Source organism: Enterobacter ludwigii, from assembly GCA_023023105.1.
GTDB classification, from domain to species: domain Bacteria; phylum Pseudomonadota; class Gammaproteobacteria; order Enterobacterales; family Enterobacteriaceae; genus Enterobacter; species Enterobacter adelaidei.
In genome coordinates, this window is the sequence record CP083824.1 from 3805233 (window position 1) to 3824177 (window position 18945).

An 18945-nucleotide genomic window follows, 5' to 3' on the forward strand; every position below is an offset into this window, starting at 1 on the left:
CTGCGCTATGTTGACAATTAGTTCCTCAAATGTAACTAAAAGGTTAACTATAATGTCGAACACGTTCCGAATTTCTCTGCTTACCGCTACTGTACTGTTCTCTGCTTCTGCACTGTCTGCCCTGCCGCAGGGCTATCCTGCTGAGTATCAAAAAGTTGTTGATGCCGCAACGAAAGAGGGCAAGGTTGTTATCTACTCCACCACCGACATCAAAGCTACCGGGCCGCTGATCCAGGGCTTCGAAAAAACCTACCCAGGCATCAAAGTTGAATACAACGACATGAACAGCACCGAGCTGTACAACCGTTTCATCAGCGAACAGGCCTCCGGCGGCGTGAGCGGCGACGTGGTCTGGAGCTCATCCATGGACACCGGTCTGAAGCTCGCCACCGACTACGCCATGGAGTACAAATCTCCGGAGCAAAGCCAACTGCCGGAATGGGCGGTCTGGAAAGATAAGGCATACGGCACCACCTATGAGCCGGTGGTCTTTATCTACAACAAGCGTCTGATCCCGGCCGGCGACGTGCCGGACTCTCACACCGCGCTGGCGAAGCTGATTGCCAGCCAGACGGACAAATTCAAGGGCAAAGTCACCACCTACGACATCGAAAAATCGGGTCTGGGCTTTATGCTTTCAGTCCAGGATCACAACGCCGATCCTAATTACTTCAAAACCCTGGCAGACGTTGCCAAAGGTGGTTTATCGGTACAGTCCTCTACCGGTACCATGATGGAGCGCGTCTCCTCCGGTGAAAACCTGATCGGCTTTAATATCCTCGGATCTTATGCGGAAGCACGTGCGAAGAACGATCCGTCGCTCGGCATCTCCTATCCAAAAGATTACACCCTGGTGCTGTCGCGCGTGTCGTTCATCAGCCAGCAATCGCAAAACAGCAATGCGGCAAAACTGTGGCTCGACTATGTGCTGTCTGAACAAGGGCAAAACATTCTGGCAAACCAGGCTGACATTCCGTCCATTCGTAACGATATCGAAGGGAAAAATGATATCGACGGCCTGACCAAAATCCTCGGCAACGCGCTGAAGCCGATCCCGGTTGATGAAACGCTGCTGGAATACCTGCAGCCGAAAAAACGCCTGGAGTACATCAAAGAGTGGCGTACCGCCGCCGGCAAATAAGCGTCTGAGCGCGGCGCAGGCCGCCGCGCTCCCTTATCGACTGAGTTCGTTTTTCTGGGCTGCAACACCAGGGATACCCCATGAATACATTACGCAGAAAGTGGCAAAGCCTGCCGCGAGGCATCGTCGTGCTGATAACCGCCCTGGTTATCTACACGCCGCTGTCGTTTATCGTGATACAGAGCTTCCTGTCCGCCCCGTTCTTTTCGCCGTCAAAAGAGTGGAGCTTTGAATCATTTGAGTTTATTTTCACCGACCCTGATTTTTATAAAGCCCTGAAAAGTGGTTTTATTCTTGCTTTCGGGCTGGTCTTTATCTCTATTCCGTTGGGCGGCGTGCTGGCGTTTCTGATGGTGCGTACCGACCTGCCCGGTCGCCGGCTGATTGAGCCGCTGATCCTGGTCCCGATTTTCGTTTCACCGATGGTACTGGGCTTCGGCTACGTGGTGGCCGCGGGTCCGGTAGGCTTTCTCTCCCAGTGGGCTGAGGCGCTGATTGGCTTTGTGCCGTGGAATATCTACGACATGTCGAGCATTGTGGTCATCGCCGGTCTGACGCACGTCCCGCATGCCTATCTGTATATCTCGTCAGCGCTGCGCAGCGTGGGTTCTGATGTGGAAGAGGCCGCGCGCACCGCGGGGGCGTCGCCCTGGCAGGTGATGACCTCCGTCAGCCTGCCGATGGTGCGCCCTTCCATTCTGTACGCCACCGTGCTGCTGTTCTTCCTGGGGCTGGAAGTGTTCGGCCTGATGCTGGTCCTCGGCGACCCGGAAGGCAACATGGTACTGGCGACCTATCTCTATAAGCTGACGAACAAGATGGGTACCCCATCCTATAACCTGATGGCGGCGGTTGCCGTGGTGCTGATCTGCATCACCATCCCGCTGGTGATGCTCCAGCGTCGCCTGATGCGCACCGCCAACCGCTTCGTCACCATGAAGGGAAAAGCCTCTCAGGCCCGCGCGCTACCGTTGGGTAAATGGCGCTGGGTTGCTGGCGCGGTGATTGCCTTCTGGCTCACCGTCACCATCGGCGTTCCGCTGCTCGGCGTGGTATTGCGCGCGTTTATCTCCAACTGGGGCGTGGGCGTTTCGCTGTGGGATGAGCTCTCTCTGAACACCTTCCGCACCATCTGGGCGCAGCCCAACCTGCTGCGCGCCATCGTCAACTCCATGGCGATTGGCGTGATTGGCGGCGCGCTGGCGGTGGTCTGCTACCTGTTTGTCGGCATTGCCATGCACCGTAAACCGGATAACACCACGCGTTTCCTGGACTACAGCGTGCTGGTACCGCGCGCCGTGCCTGGCCTGCTGGCGGGTCTGGCATTCCTGTGGGTGTTCCTGTTCCTGCCGATGTGGCTGGATAACGCGCTGAAATCCGGCTGGCTTTCCGGGTTTGCCTGGACGGACTGGATGCGCGAAAACGTCATCGTCTGGCTGCGTTCGCTGCGCAGCACCATTTTCAGCGTCTGGCTGGCCTATACCGTGGTGTGGATGGCTTACGGGCTGAGGCTCATCTCTTCCACGCTGCTGCAGGTAGGGCCGGAGCTTGAAGAAGCGGCGCGCAGCACCGGGGCAACGCGTGGCCAGATCACCCGTCACGTTACCATTCCGCTCTCCCGCTACGGTCTTATCGGTTCGTGGCTGCTGATGTTCCTGATCTTTGAACGCGAATACTCAACGGGTGTGTACCTGCTTTCGCCCGGCACGGAAACCATCGGCTCGATGCTGGTTTCCCTCTGGGCCGCGGGTGCCATTGATATCGTGGCGGCGCTCTCTTTCATTAACATCCTGCTGGTCGTGGTAGGTCTGGGCATTGCCCTTCGTTTCGGAGTCAAAATACATGATTGAATTAGCGGTTGACGATCTGCACTTAACCTACGGCGACAATCCTGTTTTAAAAGGTGTCTCCATGAACCTCAAGCGCGGCGAAGTGGTCTCCCTGTTAGGCCCCTCCGGCAGCGGCAAAACCACCCTGCTTCGCGCAGTAGCGGGCCTGGAGAAACCCACCCAGGGTTCGATTATTATTGGCAAAAACAAAGTTTACGACGGCACGCCGCGCAGTGAGGTCCCTGCGGAAGAGCGTAACCTGGGGCTGGTGTTCCAGTCCTATGCCCTGTGGCCGCACAAAACCGTTTTTGAAAACGTGGCTTACCCGCTCAAACTGCGTAAAGTGCCGGCCAAAGAGATCCAGCAGCGCGTGCAGGATGTGCTGGATCAGCTTGGTCTGGGGCATCTTGGCAAACGTCACCCGCACCAGCTCTCCGGCGGACAGCAGCAGCGCGTGGCGATTGGCCGCGCGCTGGTCTACAACCCACCGGTGATTTTGCTGGACGAGCCGCTTTCTAACCTCGACGCCAAGCTGCGCGAAGAGGCCCGCGTGTTCTTGCGCGAGCTGATTATCAAGCTCGGGTTATCGGCACTGATGGTGACGCACGACCAGAATGAAGCAATGTCCATTTCTGACCGCATCCTGCTGCTCAACAACGGTAAAATTGAGCAACAGGGCACGCCGCAGGAGATGTATGGCTCGCCGAAAACGCTGTTTACCGCCGAGTTTATGGGCAGTAACAACCGCCTGCACGGCAAGGTCACCGAAGTACGCGACGGCAAAGCGCGCATCGAGGGGAAAGGCTGGGTGCTGTGGGGCCAGGCGGGCGAAGGGGTGCAAAGCGGTGATGAAGCCACGGCGGTGATCCGCGTCGAGCGCGTGGCGGTGGTCGAGGGGCCAGGGGAAAATCAGCTTGAGCTACCGCTGCTCACCAGCATGTATCTTGGCGACCGCTGGGAGTACCTGTTCCGCACGGCGGGGGATGATTTTGTAATCCGCGCGTATGGGCATGAGGTTCGCGACCCGCAGCACTGCCATCTTTCGCTGCCTGAGAAGCATGTTTGGGTGTTCCCGAAAGGGTGAATGGAAAAAGAAAAGGCTGCGGGATGCGGCCTTTTCTGTTTGTGTATGTGTCTTGGCTGTTGCGTCGTCGGGATAAGTTCCGCGCTGAGTATTCCGATAAGTTCTCAGGCAAGGATACCAATCGACCAGGGTTGGCAGCTTGCCTGGCATTTCTGCATAAAGGTGACACTCTCCACGTCCACAGCCTCGACCGCTTAGGTTGTAATACGCTGAACATTCTGGAGTTGGTCAAACAATTGAATGATCGAGGGGTGGCAGTTCGCTTTCATAAGGAAGGGATCACGGCAGACATTACCAGCACAATAGGAAAGATGATGCTCACTATGCTGTCAGCAGTTGCCACTTGTAAGCGTGAGTTGATGTTGGAACGTAAGCGAGAGGCGAAAGCAGTGAACCCTGCAAAGCGTGGTAAAGGTAAAGCAGTAGACCGTGCAGGTATTGTCTCAGCGCTTGCGGCTGGCGGCTCTGTGCGCAATGTAGCGAAGGATTTCAACGTCAACACATCCACTGTGAAGCGCATTAAAGCAGAGCAAGAGGCGTGATAATCCCTGATACTTGCCGTTTTCTGGCATCAGAATGGGGTGGCCTTCAATCAGGTCGTTCAATCCCTCTCGCAATTGACCTGCCCCCACGATTAGATACAACACTCAGTTAGTAACGTCGGAATCTTCATTCTCAGAATGACCCTTTCTCCAGCCCGCTGCAAATTCAGACGGTGTCTGATAATTCAGCGTGGAGTGCGGGCGGCATTCGTTATAATCCTGCCGCCAGTCATTAATAATTTTCCTGGCATGAACGATATCGCTGAACCAGTGCTCATTCAAACATTCATCGCGAAATCGTCCGTTAAAGCTCTCAATAAATCCGTTCTGCGTTGGCTTGCCCGGCTGGATTAAGCGCAACTCAACACCATGCTCAAAGGCCCATTGATCCAGTGCACGGCAAGTGAACTCCGGCCCCTGGTCAGTTCTTATCGTCGCCGGATAGCCTCGAAACAGTGCAATGCTGTCCAGAATACGCGTGACCTGAACGCCTGAAATCCCAAAGGCAACAGTGACCGTCAGGCATTCCTTTGTGAAATCATCGACGCAGGTAAGACACTTGATCCTGCGACCGGTGGAAAGTGCGTCCATGACGAAATCCATCGACCAGGTCAGATTGGGCGCCGCCGGACGGAGCAGCGGCAGACGTTCTGTTGCCAGCCCTTTACGACGTCTTCTGCGTTTTACGCCCAGGCCACTGAGGTGATAAAGCCGGTACACGCGCTTATGATTAACATGAAGCCCTTCACGGCGCAGCAACTGCCAAATACGACGGTAGCCAAAACGCCTGCGCTCCAGTGCCAGCTCAGTGATGCGCCCTGATAAATGCGCATCAGCAGCCGGACGGTGAGCCTCATAGCGGCAGGTCGACAGGGATAAACCTGTAAGCCTGCAGGCACGACGTTGCGACAGACCGGTCGCATCACACATCAACATCACGGCTTCCCGCTTCTGGTCTGTCGTCAGTACTTTCGCCCAAGAGCCACCTGAAGCGCCTCTTTATCCAGCATGGCTTCGGCAAGCAGCTTCTTGAGTCTGGCGTTCTCTTCCTCAAGCGACTTCAGGCGCTTAACTTCAGGCACCGCCATACCGCCATACTTCTTACGCCAGGTGTAAAACGTGGCATCGGAAATGGCATGCTTGCGGCAGAGTTCACGGGCGGGTACCCCAGCTTCGGCTTCGCGGAGAATACTGATGATCTGTTCGTCGGAAAAACGCTTCTTCATGGGGATGTCCTCATGTGGCTTATGAAGACATTACTAACATCGGGGTGTACTAATCAACGGGGAGCAGGTCACAATGGCGCAAGTAAAAAACGAACATGCAAAAACAGCTTAGTGTTTACGCTGGCACTACTTCCAACCTTGGTCCAAGCAGGAAAATGAATTTTATTAATCACCGCCATAAGCCAACCATTCGTCATAAGTAAGTCTGAACGTTAAAGATGTTGGCTCGTTGTCGGTTTTCTCGGATCTCTCAACGAATCTCATCCCAACCTTTTCAAGTACTCTCTTAGACGCGAGATTATCCTCCCAAAGGAAAGCTGAAATGTCTTTTAAACCTACTTCATCAAACCCATAGCTAATAGCTCTTCTGGAAAGCTCAGTAGCATACCCTTTGCCCCATTCATTAGGCTCGAATCTGTAACCGAGATTGTTAATCAGCTTCCCATCGGTATCACTTACAAAAAAACCACCAAAACCAATGATTTTATTTGGGTTGTCTTTAGTCATTATCGCCCAATCATTAAAGCCGTAGAGAGTTGTATTTGTTATCCGTTTTTCCAGAGAATTTCTGGACTGCTGAATATCGCGATGTGGGCCAGCCGGGTTACAAACATTTGTTTCTGGATTGGCGTAAATACGAAACAAGTCCTCCAAATCTGACATCACAGCATGCCTGTATAGCAGCCTTTCCGATTCCCAGAACATTTTACCTCCTCAGTAGTCTTTTGAGGTGGCAGGGGCCGCCAACCACCAGGAAGCCAGCTTCATTTGCTTATGATGTGGTTACAGGCTTTGAGAGAATAATGCGAGGAGGCGCCCCCCCTTCCCTTAGTGTTGCTTAACTCAAATTTAACCACGCTTACACGCTGATTTTGTTACATTTGCTCATTTACTCGCCAGAGCCAAAAGACTACACTTTCCGCATGGACTTACAAGTAACATAAGGATAAGGATGAATGGCCGTTGGTCACTTTTTATTCAGAGGTGATAAGACAGTTTGCGGTGGTAGGATTCTCGAAGGATTCCCTGACCATCAATTTTTCGGTAAAGACATGGCATGTGAAGGCCATCAAGTAACCTGTGGTAAACATCCAGGCCGTTACCGTATCTGTGGCGGTCTTGATACCGATGATATACATGGAAAAAGGATAGCCGGAACACTGCACAGCCGTAGCTCCTGCCCCTGCAAATCACGTTTTATTCCTTCCATCTTTGACACTTACGAGTTATCTACGGGACAAACGGAAACCAACGCTGCTCAATCCCACAACGTTGAATTTCCCGTTCTCCCCGGCCCGATAGCAGGTCCTGAAACTGATAATTTTGCTGACACCTGCAAGCCAGAAGATAATCAGCTATTGAACGGCGTTTACATCTGGACTGAAACCACGGATGCAGGACACGCTTTCGTATCCGTACATCAGAATAATTCAATCTACGTTTACACCTACGGGCGCTTTGGTCGAAAAGGCCCCGCCACACTTACAGGTGATGGGATTCTTAACTTCCTAACTGGTGATGATGCTCGCCTTTACTATCGTGAAGAACTCTACAAAGTTCGGGCAAGAGTATTCCAGATCGATGACGTTACACCCGAAGAAACCCGCAGAATTTTTGAATCTCTATGGAACTCAGGTACGACTCCCGTATTCACAAATTCAATGGGGGAACGCACCAAACGAAACGGAAAAGTGATAGACGTTTACGATCTCACCGGGAGCAACTGCACCACTCATACAGTGAAAGCTATCAGAAAGGCAGGGACCAATATCTTCGATACCAGCTACACATCAACAACGACACAGCTTCGTATCGACAATGAAGAAGATTTCACTATCCCTGTATCATTACAGCGTTACTTGACGGAGAAGAGCGACTCTCTGTCCTCAATGAACGTTATAGAAGTTACCAGCAAATTCAGGGAGCAGTATCCGAATATCGACCACTTCAAGCCAAATTCTGAGAGCCTGACAGGTCGAGTGGAGGAAGGGCTTGCTAATAGTGCATCAACGGTTGGATCATCTTCGGGTTATTCTGGCGGAACTATTGGCGGCGTTTTAGGTGGTTTGAATCGCCACGGATAATCTAGACACTTCCGAGCCGTTGATAATACTGGTTTTCATATTCTGTCGGTGACATCTGTTCGCTAGAACCATGCCGACGCTTACTGTTATAAAACATTTCGATGTAATCAAAAATATCACTGCGGGCTTCTTCCCGCGTTCCGTAGATCTTTTTCTTTATCCGTTCACGTTTCAACAACTGGAAAAAACTTTCTGCAACCGCATTATCATGGCAGTTACCGCGACGGCTCATGCTACCCTCCAGGCCGTGTGATTTCAGGAACGACTGCCACTCATGGCTTGTGTACTGACTGCCCTGATCCGAATGAACCAGCACCTGTTTTTCGGGATTACGCCGCCATACAGCCATCAGCAGTGCGTTCAGGACAATGTCCTTTGTCATCCGGGATTGCATGGACCAGCCGATAATTTTGCGTGAGAACAGATCAACAACAACGGCAAGATACAGCCAGCCTTCGTGGGTCCTGATGTAGGTTATGTCCGTTACCCAACGCTCATCAGGAGCATCCGGATTGAACTGTCGCTGGAGCCTGTTGGGTGACACGATACTGGCCTCGCCTTTACGTGCCCGCGGGCTTCGGTATCCGACCTGAGCCTTTATTCCGACACGTTTCATCAGTCTCCAGACTCTGTTTACTCCGCACTGTTGCCCGCTGTCACGCAGATCCAGATGGATTTTGCGATAACCATAGACGCATCCCGATTCCAGCCAGAACTGTTTAATCTGTCCTGTCAGTCTCAGGTCTGCCTGATGGCGTTGTGAATGCGGCTGCTGAAGCCAGGCGTAAAAACCACTGGGATGAACATCCAGCACCCGACAGAGCAGGCGAACAGGCCAGCAACAGGAGTTGTCACGGATAAAGGCGTACCTCAGTCGGACAGCTTTGCGAAGTACGCCGCGGCTTTTTTTAATATGTCCCGTTCGTCGGTAACCCGTTTCAGCTCTTTCTGGAGACGGCGGATCTCGGCCTGAGCATCTGACTGTTCTTTATTAGTGGAAGAATCCGGACCGTACTTCTTTATCCAGGCATAAAGGCTGTGGGTGGTGATATCGAGACGTGTTGCAACGCTGGCAACAGAATAACCGCGATCAACAACCTGTTTGACTGCTTCAGTTTTAAACTCTTCAGGATAACGCTTACCGCTCATGGGCACCTCTCTTTAAGTCATCTTAAATGACTCTGAGGTGTCTGTTAAACGCGTGGCGATTCACCTCGTATGACATTGACGAATAGAGCAAAGGCTATCCTTCGATGGGGAGGCATTGCTTTAGTATTCGCCATCTACTCTATCGCCTTGATGATACCAGTGCTTGATTTTGGGCTAACCCGGAAATACAACGGCCCCCCTTCAACTGGTCAGATGGAAGCTCGTTTATGTGAAGCGATCATAGATGACTTATCGCGGTCAGTGGATAACCTCTTAATTACTGCATTTGTCGGTAGTGCCATTTGTATTGTTTTGATCTTGCTCATCTTCAAGAAAGTAAGATGACCGCCAAAGGCTGGAAGTCTCCAGCCTTTCCCCTTCTCCCTGGTTATAGACAATAGAGGCCATAAAGCCCCGTTAGTGGTAAGAAGACAAGCGGAGCGTAGCGACTTCATCAGATTGTCAGAAGGATCACACCTTATCAGGGTGCTCGTGTACCGTTAGGAGCGTAAGCGAAGCGCTAGCAGAGCCGGATCTGTAGCTACCGGGGCATTACCACTATTCACCTGTTTACGTGGCTCATGGGGCCACGCATCGGGCTTAAAATGCGTGTGATCATTCTGTTCGGGAGTTATGCCAGGTATTGGGCTTTTTGTTCCATATTTTGCTGTCGTGGTAAGAACCAGGAACCACCGCCAGCGTGATGATATGCTCCCTTGTACCACAGACCAATTACGCGACAGGTGCGGGCGTAGAACAATGGGTAGTTTAAGTTGTACCTGCTTAAGCAGGGCAACGTAACTAACTGATAAATCATAACCAGTTGATTTATCATAAGATTGGAGCGGGCGAAGGGAATCGAACCCTCGTATAGAGCTTGGGAAGCTCTCGTTCTACCATTGAACTACGCCCGCTTTGAGGTGCGTATGGCATTATAGACCTTACGCACCTTCATACAAGCCTCTTCACAACTAAATGGCGATAAAATAATCACTTAGCACTTCGGTTTGCTACCAGGAGCCGGAAGATAACGCTGCGGATCGATGGCCGTCGCCTTATAGCGGATCTGGAAGTGCAACTTAACCGAATCCGTACCGGTGCTGCCCATGGTGGCAATCTTCTGCCCTGCTTTGACGTTCTGCCCGTTGTTAACCAGCATCGTGTCGTTGTGAGCATAGGCCGTGATGTAATCTTCACCGTGCTTAATCATAATCAGATTGCCGTAACCGCGCAGCTGATTACCGACGTAAACCACCTTCCCTGCCCCAGAGGCATAAACCGGCGTACCGCGTGTAGCGGCAATATCAATACCCTTGTTGCCACCTTCAGAGAGTGAGTAAGGGGCGACCACTTTACCGCTGGCAGGCCAAATCCAGCAGCGCTGTCCAACCGGTGGCCATGACGATTGAGGCACCTGATAGGATGGCGTCACTTTGGCAGTTTTGCCCTTCGACGAGGATTTTTTACCAGAAGACGTTCCACCGCTAACCTTCAGTTGCTGACCCACCTCGATGGTGTATGGCGGAGAGAGATTATTTAACCGCGCCAGATCCTTCACGCTGGTCCCCGTAGCGCGCGAAATTCGATACAGGGTGTCCCCGCGCTTAACGGTATAGACCGAACCGGAATAGCTACCCATATCCGAAGATTTGCTCCCTGAACAACCTGCCAGCAATAGCGTTAGCATCAGGTAAATAATGGCGGTGATGGGATTTCTCGTCAGGCTTCCTGCAAACAAAACAGATCCTCGGTCAGCGTGAATGGCGCTCTATGATAACAGTCCGGATAGATATGGGTCAGCCCTTTTCCGCTCTGTGGGATAAACCGTTCGTATAAGAATGCCGTATAATGCCCCGGCTGATGGTGCTGAACCACTCGGCATTTTGGCACTGGAGCATGAATGAGTATTCAAGAACACGTTATTTTGGTAAATGACCAGGGAATGGTGATTGGCACTCAGGAAAAGTACGCCGCTCACACCTCGCATACCCCGCTGCATCTGGCTTTCTCCACCTGGCTGTTTAATGCCAAAGGCGAATGTCTGGTGACCCGACGCGCGTTAAGCAAAAAAGCCTGGCCGGGTGTCTGGACTAACTCCGTGTGCGGACATCCACAATCGGGTGAAGAGACGGAGCAGGCTATTATCCGACGCTGCCGCTATGAGGTCGGCGCCGAAATTACCGATATCACCCCTGTCGCATCAGATTTTCGCTACCGCGAAATCGACCCTTCCGGGATAGTAGAAAACGAAATTTGCCCGGTATTTGCTGCCCGCATCACCAATAAAGTGACGATAAACGAAGGTGAAGTGATGGAGTATCAGTGGATTGAACTGGACACGTTATTCAGCGCGCTGGACGCGACGCCCTGGGCCTTTAGCCCCTGGATGGTCATGGAAGCGACGACCGCCCGCGAAAAACTCAAAGCCTTCGCGGCGCAATAAAAAAGCCCCTTTCGGGGCTTTTTTTACATCTTAACGCCTTATTTCACCGGTCGCATCGCCGGGAACAGGATTACGTCACGGATGGTGTGGCTGTTAGTGAACAGCATCACCATACGGTCGATACCAATACCCAGACCTGCAGTTGGTGGCAGGCCGTGCTCCAGCGCAGTCACATAGTCTTCGTCGTAGAACATCGCTTCGTCATCGCCTGCCGCTTTCGCGTCAACCTGATCCTGGAAGCGCTGAGCCTGATCTTCCGCATCGTTCAGCTCGCTAAAGCCGTTGCCGATTTCACGGCCACCGATGAAGAACTCGAAACGGTCAGTGATTTCCGGGTTCACGTCATTACGACGCGCCAGCGGAGAAACTTCTGCCGGGTATTCGGTGATGAAGGTCGGCTGAATCAGGTGCGCTTCGGCCACTTCTTCGAAGATCTCGGTCACGATACGGCCCAGACCCCAGCTCTTCTCAACCTTGATACCGATGCTTTCAGCGATCGCTTTCGCAGAGTCGAAGTTATCCAGATCGGCCATGTTGGTTTCCGGACGGTATTTCTTGATCGCTTCGCGCATAGTCAGTTTTTCAAACGGCTTGCCGAAGTCGAACACTTCTTCACCGTAAGGGACCTGCGTGGTGCCCAGAATATCCTGTGCCAGGGTACGGAACAGAGATTCTGTCAGCTCGATCAGATCTTTGTAATCCGCATACGCCATATAGAGTTCCATCATGGTGAACTCTGGGTTATGACGAACGGAGATACCTTCGTTACGGAAGTTACGGTTGATTTCAAACACGCGGTCGAAACCACCCACCACCAGACGCTTCAGGTACAGTTCCGGCGCGATACGCAGGTACATGTCCAGGTCCAGGGCGTTGTGATGGGTGATGAACGGACGTGCAGACGCACCGCCAGGGATCACCTGCATCATTGGGGTTTCCACTTCCATAAAGTCGCGGTTAACCATGAACTGGCGGATACCGGCCATGATCCGGGAGCGAATTTTGAAGGTATTGCGGGATTCATCGTTAGAGATGAGATCCAGGTAACGCTGACGATAACGCGCTTCCTGATCCTGCAGGCCGTGGAATTTGTCCGGCAGCGGGCGCAGGGCTTTGGTCAGCAGACGCAGTTCGGTGCAGTGGATAGACAGTTCACCGGTCTTAGTTTTGAACAGTTTACCTTTCGCGCCCAGGATATCGCCCAGGTCCCATTTCTTGAACTGCTCGTTGTAGATGCCTTCTGGCAGATCGTCACGGGAAACGTACAACTGAATACGGCCGCCAACGTCCTGCAAGGTCACGAAAGAGGCTTTACCCATGATACGACGGGTCATCATACGGCCTGCCACTGACACTTCTACGTTCAGAGCTTCCAGCTCTTCGTTCTCTTTACCGTCGAAATCAGCGTGCAGTTGGTCTGAGGTATGGTCACGACGAAAATCGTTCGGGAACGGCACGCCCTGCTCACGCAGTGCTGCCAGCTTCTCGCGGCGGGTTTTCAGTTCGTTGTTAAGATCGACTACCGCGTCAGCGCCCTGTGCTTGTTGTTCAGACATGTTGGTTCCTCATAACCCTGCTTTCAAACTTGCTTCGATAAATTGGTCCAGGCTGCCATCCAGCACCGCCTGCGTGTTGCGGGTTTCAACCCCGGTACGCAAGTCTTTGATGCGGGAGTCATCGAGGACATAAGAACGGATCTGGCTGCCCCAACCGATGTCAGACTTGTTATCTTCCATCGCCTGTTTCTCAGCATTTTTCTTCTGCATTTCCAGTTCATAAAGCTTCGCTTTCATCTGCTTCATGGCCTGGTCTTTGTTTTTATGCTGGGAACGGTCATTCTGGCATTGCGTTACCAGCCCGGTTGGAATGTGGGTGATACGCACCGCAGATTCTGTACGGTTAACGTGCTGACCACCCGCGCCAGATGCGCGGTAAACGTCAATACGCAGGTCAGCCGGGTTAATTTCGATATCAATATCTTCGTCAACTTCCGGGTAAACGAATGCAGAACTAAAGGAGGTATGACGACGTCCACCGGAGTCGAACGGGCTCTTACGTACCAGGCGGTGAACGCCGGTTTCAGTACGCAACCAGCCGTAGGCGTAATCGCCAATAATTTTGATGGTCACGGATTTCAGACCCGCAACTTCACCTTCAGATTCTTCGATAATTTCGGTTTTGAAGCCGCGTGCTTCTGCCCAACGCAGATACATACGCGTCAGCATACTGGCCCAGTCCTGCGCTTCAGTACCGCCAGAACCGGCCTGAATATCGAGATAGCAGTCAGCGCTGTCATATTCGCCGGAGAACATGCGACGGAACTCAAGCTGCGCCAGCTTCTCTTCCAGAACGTCGAGTTCTGCCACGGCTTCGTTAAAGGTTTCTTCGTCGTCGGCTTCTACAGCCAGCTCCAGTAAACCGGAAACATCTTCCAGCCCCTGAGCCATTTGATCCAGCGTATCTACGATAGCTTCGAGAGAGGAACGCTCTTTACCCAGCGCCTGTGCGCGCTCAGGTTCGTTCCAGACGTCAGGCTGTTCCAGCTCGGCGTTTACTTCTTCAAGACGCTCTTTCTTGGCATCGTAGTCAAAGATACCCCCTAAGAACGTCAGAGCGCTCCGTGAGGTCCTGAATACGGTTTTTTACCGGATTAATTTCAAACATGGTCTGTTTTCTTTTATGGACTTGTCAAAATGCGGTGATAAGAGCGGGATTGTACCGAATCCACGCCCTTTTTTATAGAGATTACTGCCGCTAAATTGGCCAGATATTGTCGATGATGATCTGGAGGCTGCGGTTACCGCGAAACTCGTTGATGTCCAGTTTGTACGCCAGCTCAACCTCGCGCACGCCGTTGTCCGGCCATATCGCCGTGTCAACATTGAAGGCAATACCATCCAGCAACGGACCACCGCCCACGGGTTCAACCATCACTTTCAGATGGCGTTCGCCGACAATACGCTGTTGCAACAGACGGAAACGGCCGTCAAACAACGGCTCCGGGAACATCTGCCCCCATGGACCGGCATCGCGGAGCATTTGTGCCACATCCATCGTCATCTCAGCGGGGGCAAGCTCGCCATCAGATACTACTTCCCCTTGCAACAGGGCCGGGTCGATCCAGTCGGTCACCAGCTCGCCAAACAGACGCTGGAACTCATCGAATTTCGCCTCTTCCAGCGACAAGCCTGCCGCCATCGCGTGGCCACCAAACTTGATCATGAGATTCGGGTAAAGCGTATCAAGACGCTCCAGCGCATCGCGCATGTGCAGGCCCTGAATCGAACGACCGGAGCCTTTCAGCGTGCCGTCCCCTGCCGGGGCAAACGCGATCACCGGACGGTGGAAACGCTCTTTAATGCGCGACGCCAGAATGCCTACTACGCCCTGATGCCACTCGGGGTGATACATCGCCAGACCGCCAGGCAGCGTATCGCCACTCCGTTCAAGTTTTTCGCACAAGGTCAGCGCTTCTGCCTGCATTCCCTGCTCAATCTCTTTACGGGTCTGGTTCAGAGCGTCCAGTTCATTGGCAAGGACACGCGCTTCACCAATATTGTCGCAAAGCAGCAGTGCGACGCCGACGGACATATCGTCCAGCCTTCCGGCTGCGTTCAGACGCGGTCCGATGGCAAAGCCCAAATCACTGGCCGCCAGTTTGAGCGGGTCACGGTTGGCAATCTCCAGCAAGGCCTTAATTCCCGGACGGCATTTGCCCGCCCGAATGCGGCTTAAACCCTGCCAGGTCAAAATACGATTATTGGCATCAAGCGGCACCACGTCTGCAACTGTCCCCAGCGCCACCAGGTCGAGATACTCGGCCAGATTGGGTACGGCAATCCCGCGGGAGTCAAACCAGCCTTTGTCGCGCAACAGCGTACGCAGCGCCAGCATCAGATAAAACGCCACCCCTACACCCGCCAGTGATTTCGACGGGAAATCACAGTCGCGCAGGTTTGGGTTGATGATCGCTTCCGCTGCAGGGAGTGTGTCACCCGGCAGGTGGTGATCGGTGACCAGCACCGGGATCCCAAGCTTATGGGCATGATCGACACCCGCATGGGAGGAGATCCCATTGTCCACGGTCATGATCATCTGTGCACCGCGGGCATGGGCCTGATCGACCACTTCCGGGCTGAGGCCGTAGCCGTCTTCAAACCGGTTCGGCACAAGATAGGTCACGTTATTGCAACCCAGCGCGCGCAGGCTGAGTACACTTAATGCAGTGCTGGTTGCTCCGTCTGCATCGAAATCCCCCACCACCACGATTCGCGTTCCTTCCAGAAACGCGTTGTAGAGCATTTCCACGGCTTTTTCGATGCCATTCAGCTGTTGCCAGGGCAGCATCCCTTTCACGCTCCGCTCAAGATCTTCAGCGGTACGCACGCCACGGCTGGCGTAGAGCCGTTTCAGCAGTGGTGGAAGATCGTCTGGCAAATCAATCTGCTCGGCCACCTCGCGGCGGCGCAATTTTATTGGGGCTTTCACGCGGATTATTTACCACCAAACTGTTTCTGGTGCGCGTCGAGGAACTCTTTCATCTCTTTTGGTCCCTGGTAACCTGGAACAACATAGCCGTTGCTCAGGACAATCGCCGGCGTACCGCTCACGCCAAATTGCACGCCCAGTGCATAGTGGTTGGCAATGTCAATGTCGCAGGATGCAGGTGTAACAGCTTTACCGTTCATCGCATCATCAAACGCTTTGTTGCGGTCTTTTGCACACCAAATAGCTTTCATATCCTGCTCTGGCTGGCTCTGCACGCCTGCACGTGGGAAAGCCAGGTAACGCACGGTAATGCCCAGCGCGTTGTAGTCTTTCATCTCTTCATGCAGTTTGTGGCAGTAGCCACAGGTGATGTCAGTGAAGACGGTAATAACATGTTTTTCCTGCGCCGCTTTGTAGACAATCATCTCTTTTTCGAGCGCGTTCAGGTTTTTCATCAGCAGCTGGTTGGTGACGTTTACCGGCTGCGCGCCGCTCACATCGTACATTGGCCCCTGAATAATGTGTTTGCCGTCTTCGGTGACATACAGCACGCCGCTGCTCGTCAGCACCGTTTTCATGCCAGCAACCGGTGCTGGCTGAATATCGCTACCCGTGACGCCAAGCTTAGCCAGCGACTGTTTGATTGCGGCGTCATCCGCATGGGCGAAACCGGTAAATGAGGCTGCCAGCAGGGTGAACAGCGCAAAAGACTTTTTCATATTTGATCCTGTTACAATTCGTCGGCACTCACGCACGAGGGTGGTGCTGTTGGTGTAGCTGCCGCAGGCGTTCCGTCGCGACATGAGTATAAATTTGCGTCGTGGAAAGGTCGCTATGCCCCAGCAACATCTGCACCACGCGTAAATCAGCGCCGTGGTTTAACAGATGCGTCGCGAAAGCATGACGCAATACGTGCGGCGAAAGCTTTTCACTGTCGATACCCGCCAGTGTGGCGTAATGCTTGATGCGATGCCAGAACGTTTGCCGTGTCATCTGCTGCGCGCGCTGGCTCGGGAACAGAACATCGATAGAAGCACCATTGAGCAACCACGGACGGCCGTGCTCCAGGTACGTTTCCAGCCAGTAAACCGCCTCTTCTCCCAGCGGTACCAGCCTTTCCTTGTTTCCTTTACCGATTACACGAACCACACCCTGACGCAGGCTGATGTCGCTCATCGTCAGACCAACCAGTTCAGAAACGCGCAAGCCGGTAGCATACAATAGCTCAAGCATGGCTTTATCGCGTAACTCCAGCGGCAGGTCAACTGCGGGTGACTGTAATAATCTCTCAACTTGTGCTTCGCTAAGATCTTTCGGCAGCCGCTGCGGAAGTTTCGGGGATGCCAGCAGCGCGCTGGGATCGTCTTCGCGAATTTTCTCACGATAGAGGTGCTGGAACAGACGACGCATGGCGCTGAGCAAGCGCGCAGAGCTGGTCGCTTTGTATCCCCCTTCCACGCGTTCACCGAGCAGTGCCTGAAGGTCGTCGCTTTGCGCGCTCGCCAGCGAGAGCTGCCGACGGGCCAGCCACTCAACCAGCATGGTGAGATCGCGCCGGTACGCACTGAGCGTATTCTCAGCCAGGTTTTTCTCCAGCCACAGCGCGTCGAGAAACTGTTCGATCAGTGCGAGATCCTTTTCCACATCAGCCCCTTTGATTCTGCAGTCAGGCCATTATGCCTGATTGCTACAGGTTTCTGGTACACTACGCGCAAAGTCAAAGCAAGAATTGAGATAGTTACGCGATGAATATTGGTCTGTTCTATGGTTCCAGCACCTGCTACACCGAAATGGCGGCAGAGAAAATTCGCGACATCATTGGCCCGGAACTGGTGACGTTGCATAACCTGAAAGATGACGCACTCACGCTGATGGAGCAGTACGACGTGTTGATCCTCGGTATCCCAACCTGGGATTTCGGTGAGATACAGGAAGACTGGGAAGCTATCTGGGACCAGCTTGATACGCTCAACCTCAGCGGCAAAATTATCGCCATGTACGGCATGGGTGATCAATTAGGTTACGGAGAATGGTTCCTGGATGCACTCGGTATGCTGCACGATAAACTGGTACCGAAAGGCGTTACGTTTATCGGCTACTGGCCAACCGAAGGGTATGAGTTCACCAGTAAAAAGCCGATTATTGCCGATGGCGAGCTGTTTGTTGGACTCGCACTGGATGAAACCAACCAGTACGATCTCAGCGATGATCGCCTGCAAACGTGGTGCGAGCAGATTCTGGGCGAAATGGCAGAACAGTTTAGCTAACGCACTTTACTCCTGCGTCGACTGTTGCAATAACATCCGGCGCAGGTCTCGCCACTCTGAAGCATCCATACTGTCAGCCGCCAACCACAGATGCTGACAACGCCCACCGTCCACATTGCGTAACCGTAACATCATGCCGGAGTTGAGCATCCAGGGCATCCCGAGAATATCCCACTCTTTACCCTGCCAGCGCAGGCGGGAATCCATCAGGAGTTTAATTTCTCCCTGACGGGCATTAATGCGACGCTGGCTGCGTACGCTGTCAAAAACGACAAATGACAGTAACAGCAGCCACAGAGGCGTATAGCTCAACGGCCATGGCATCAGTAATACAATGGCCGCAACCAGGCCGTGGAGCAATAAAGACATCCACTGAGAACGCCACGAGACGCGAAGATCAGATTGCCACAGGACCACGTTCCCGATTCCGTGTTTGAATTAATTGCACCATCCGTTGCAACTCGGTGTCGGCGGGTTTGCCGTGGTTCATCAGCCAGTTGAATAAATCTGGATCGTCAGACTCAAGCAGGCGAACAAACAGACGCTTATCATCATCGCTTAAGCTGTCATACTCATATTCGAAGAAAGGCATGATGGAAATATCAAGTTCACGCATGCCGCGACGGCATGCCCAGTGAATACGGGCCTTGTTGTTAATATCCATGTTCTGTTTCCTGCATTACGTTTGGCAC

Annotated in this window: 18 protein-coding genes and 1 tRNA gene; 7 read left to right on the forward strand and 12 right to left on the reverse strand. The window is 53.0% G+C overall.

The genetic code is table 11. The annotated features are described in order from the left end of the window. Positions 1-52: 52 nt before the first annotated feature. From LCD46_18350 to LCD46_18365, 4 genes are all read left to right on the forward strand, one after another. Positions 53-1141: an ABC transporter substrate-binding protein gene (locus LCD46_18350; protein ID UOY69996.1), complete on the forward strand. Its 1089-nt coding sequence runs from the start codon at positions 53-55 to the stop codon at positions 1139-1141. Between the two features lie 80 nt (positions 1142-1221). Then, positions 1222-2991 (forward strand): iron ABC transporter permease, encoded by a 1770-nt coding sequence (locus LCD46_18355; GenBank protein ID UOY69997.1) that lies wholly within the window; start codon positions 1222-1224, stop codon positions 2989-2991. Further along, entirely contained in the window at positions 2984-4054 is a 1071-nt protein-coding gene (locus LCD46_18360) for an ABC transporter ATP-binding protein (protein ID UOY69998.1), read from the forward strand. Before LCD46_18355 ends, LCD46_18360 begins: the two co-directional genes overlap by 8 nt. Further along, on the forward strand, positions 4033-4596 hold the full coding sequence (locus LCD46_18365) for a recombinase family protein (protein UOY69999.1): 564 nt from the start codon (positions 4033-4035) through the stop codon (positions 4594-4596). The genes LCD46_18360 and LCD46_18365 overlap by 22 nt, the downstream gene beginning before the upstream one ends. Positions 4597-4701: 105 nt before the next feature. On the opposite strand, the gene LCD46_18370 is transcribed toward LCD46_18365, so the two are convergent. Both LCD46_18370 and LCD46_18375 read right to left on the reverse strand, forming a co-directional pair. Further along, positions 4702-5822, reverse strand: a protein-coding gene (locus LCD46_18370; protein ID UOY70000.1) for an IS3-like element ISSen4 family transposase whose coding sequence is annotated in 2 segments (ribosomal slippage) — positions 4702-5564 and positions 5564-5822 — 1122 coding nt in all. Because the reading frame shifts where the segments join, the coding sequence is not laid out codon by codon here. Positions 5823-5987: 165 nt separating this feature from the next. Further along, complete coding sequence (locus LCD46_18375) at positions 5988-6527, reverse strand: GNAT family N-acetyltransferase (GenBank protein ID UOY70001.1); 540 nt, start codon at positions 6525-6527, stop codon at positions 5988-5990. Positions 6528-6778: 251 nt separating this feature from the next. Here LCD46_18375 and LCD46_18380 point away from each other — a divergent pair, with 251 nt between their 5' ends. Further along, positions 6779-7906, forward strand: coding sequence for a PAAR domain-containing protein (locus LCD46_18380; GenBank protein UOY70002.1), 1128 nt, complete (start codon positions 6779-6781; stop codon positions 7904-7906). Between the two features lies 1 nt (position 7907). Here LCD46_18380 and LCD46_18385 read toward each other — a convergent pair. The 3 genes from LCD46_18385 to LCD46_18395 form a co-directional block, all read right to left on the reverse strand. Further along, positions 7908-9055, reverse strand: a protein-coding gene (locus LCD46_18385) for an IS3 family transposase (protein ID UOY70003.1) whose coding sequence is annotated in 2 segments (ribosomal slippage) — positions 7908-8818 and positions 8818-9055 — 1149 coding nt in all. Because the reading frame shifts where the segments join, the coding sequence is not laid out codon by codon here. A gap of 840 nt (positions 9056-9895) precedes the next feature. Next, positions 9896-9969: transfer RNA gene (locus LCD46_18390), tRNA-Gly, on the reverse strand. Positions 9970-10049: 80 nt separating this feature from the next. Then, a complete protein-coding gene (locus tag LCD46_18395; protein UOY72999.1) occupies positions 10050-10742 on the reverse strand; it encodes a peptidoglycan DD-metalloendopeptidase family protein in 693 nt (230 codons plus the stop codon). 213 nt (positions 10743-10955) lie between these two features. On the opposite strand from LCD46_18395, the gene idi reads away from it, so the two are divergent. Continuing rightward, positions 10956-11498, forward strand: a complete 543-nt coding sequence (gene idi, locus LCD46_18400; protein ID UOY70004.1) for an isopentenyl-diphosphate Delta-isomerase — start codon at positions 10956-10958, stop codon at positions 11496-11498. Positions 11499-11536: 38 nt separating this feature from the next. Here the strand turns inward: idi and lysS are convergent, their stop codons facing one another. From lysS to xerD, 5 genes are all read right to left on the reverse strand, one after another. Next, positions 11537-13054, reverse strand: a complete 1518-nt coding sequence (gene lysS, locus LCD46_18405) for a lysine--tRNA ligase (GenBank protein ID UOY70005.1) — start codon at positions 13052-13054, stop codon at positions 11537-11539. 9 nt (positions 13055-13063) lie between these two features. Further along, a protein-coding gene (prfB, locus tag LCD46_18410; protein ID UOY70006.1) for a peptide chain release factor 2 occupies positions 13064-14162 on the reverse strand; the annotation gives its coding sequence in 2 pieces (ribosomal slippage) (positions 13064-14086 and positions 14088-14162; 1098 coding nt in all). Positions 14163-14252: 90 nt separating this feature from the next. Beyond that, positions 14253-15986, reverse strand: a complete 1734-nt coding sequence (gene recJ / locus LCD46_18415) for a single-stranded-DNA-specific exonuclease RecJ (protein ID UOY70007.1) — start codon at positions 15984-15986, stop codon at positions 14253-14255. Positions 15987-15991: 5 nt separating this feature from the next. Further along, positions 15992-16705: a bifunctional protein-disulfide isomerase/oxidoreductase DsbC gene (gene dsbC, locus LCD46_18420; protein ID UOY70008.1), complete on the reverse strand. Its 714-nt coding sequence runs from the start codon at positions 16703-16705 to the stop codon at positions 15992-15994. 28 nt (positions 16706-16733) lie between these two features. Beyond that, positions 16734-17630, reverse strand: a complete 897-nt coding sequence (xerD, locus tag LCD46_18425; protein UOY70009.1) for a site-specific tyrosine recombinase XerD — start codon at positions 17628-17630, stop codon at positions 16734-16736. A 101-nt stretch (positions 17631-17731) separates the two neighbouring features. Between xerD and fldB the strand changes: the two genes are divergently transcribed. Then, positions 17732-18253, forward strand: a complete 522-nt coding sequence (gene fldB, locus LCD46_18430) for a flavodoxin FldB (GenBank protein ID UOY70010.1) — start codon at positions 17732-17734, stop codon at positions 18251-18253. Between the two features lie 6 nt (positions 18254-18259). On the opposite strand, the gene LCD46_18435 is transcribed toward fldB, so the two are convergent. Together LCD46_18435 and sdhE are read right to left on the reverse strand one after the other, a co-directional pair. Further along, a complete protein-coding gene (locus LCD46_18435) occupies positions 18260-18670 on the reverse strand; it encodes a protein YgfX (protein UOY70011.1) in 411 nt (136 codons plus the stop codon). Next, positions 18651-18917, reverse strand: coding sequence for an FAD assembly factor SdhE (gene sdhE / locus LCD46_18440; GenBank protein UOY70012.1), 267 nt, complete (start codon positions 18915-18917; stop codon positions 18651-18653). The genes LCD46_18435 and sdhE overlap by 20 nt, the downstream gene beginning before the upstream one ends. Positions 18918-18945: the final 28 nt, after the last annotated feature.

Excerpts from the sequence above, each read along its gene's own strand:
- LCD46_18350 (UOY69996.1), top strand. The coding sequence starts at position 53 with ATGTCGAACACGTTCCGAATTTCTCTGCTTACCGCTACTGTACTGTTC.
- LCD46_18355 (UOY69997.1), top strand. The coding sequence starts at position 1,222 with ATGAATACATTACGCAGAAAGTGGCAAAGCCTGCCGCGAGGCATCGTC.
- LCD46_18360 (UOY69998.1), top strand. The coding sequence starts at position 2,984 with ATGATTGAATTAGCGGTTGACGATCTGCACTTAACCTACGGCGACAAT.
- LCD46_18375 (UOY70001.1), bottom strand. The coding sequence starts at position 6,527 with ATGTTCTGGGAATCGGAAAGGCTGCTATACAGGCATGCTGTGATGTCA.
- LCD46_18380 (UOY70002.1), top strand. The coding sequence starts at position 6,779 with ATGGCCGTTGGTCACTTTTTATTCAGAGGTGATAAGACAGTTTGCGGT.
- LCD46_18395 (UOY72999.1), bottom strand. The coding sequence starts at position 10,742 with ATGCTAACGCTATTGCTGGCAGGTTGTTCAGGGAGCAAATCTTCGGAT.
- idi (UOY70004.1), top strand. The coding sequence starts at position 10,956 with ATGAGTATTCAAGAACACGTTATTTTGGTAAATGACCAGGGAATGGTG.
- lysS (UOY70005.1), bottom strand. The coding sequence starts at position 13,054 with ATGTCTGAACAACAAGCACAGGGCGCTGACGCGGTAGTCGATCTTAAC.
- dsbC (UOY70008.1), bottom strand. The coding sequence starts at position 16,705 with ATGAAAAAGTCTTTTGCGCTGTTCACCCTGCTGGCAGCCTCATTTACC.
- fldB (UOY70010.1), top strand. The coding sequence starts at position 17,732 with ATGAATATTGGTCTGTTCTATGGTTCCAGCACCTGCTACACCGAAATG.
- sdhE (UOY70012.1), bottom strand. The coding sequence starts at position 18,917 with ATGGATATTAACAACAAGGCCCGTATTCACTGGGCATGCCGTCGCGGC.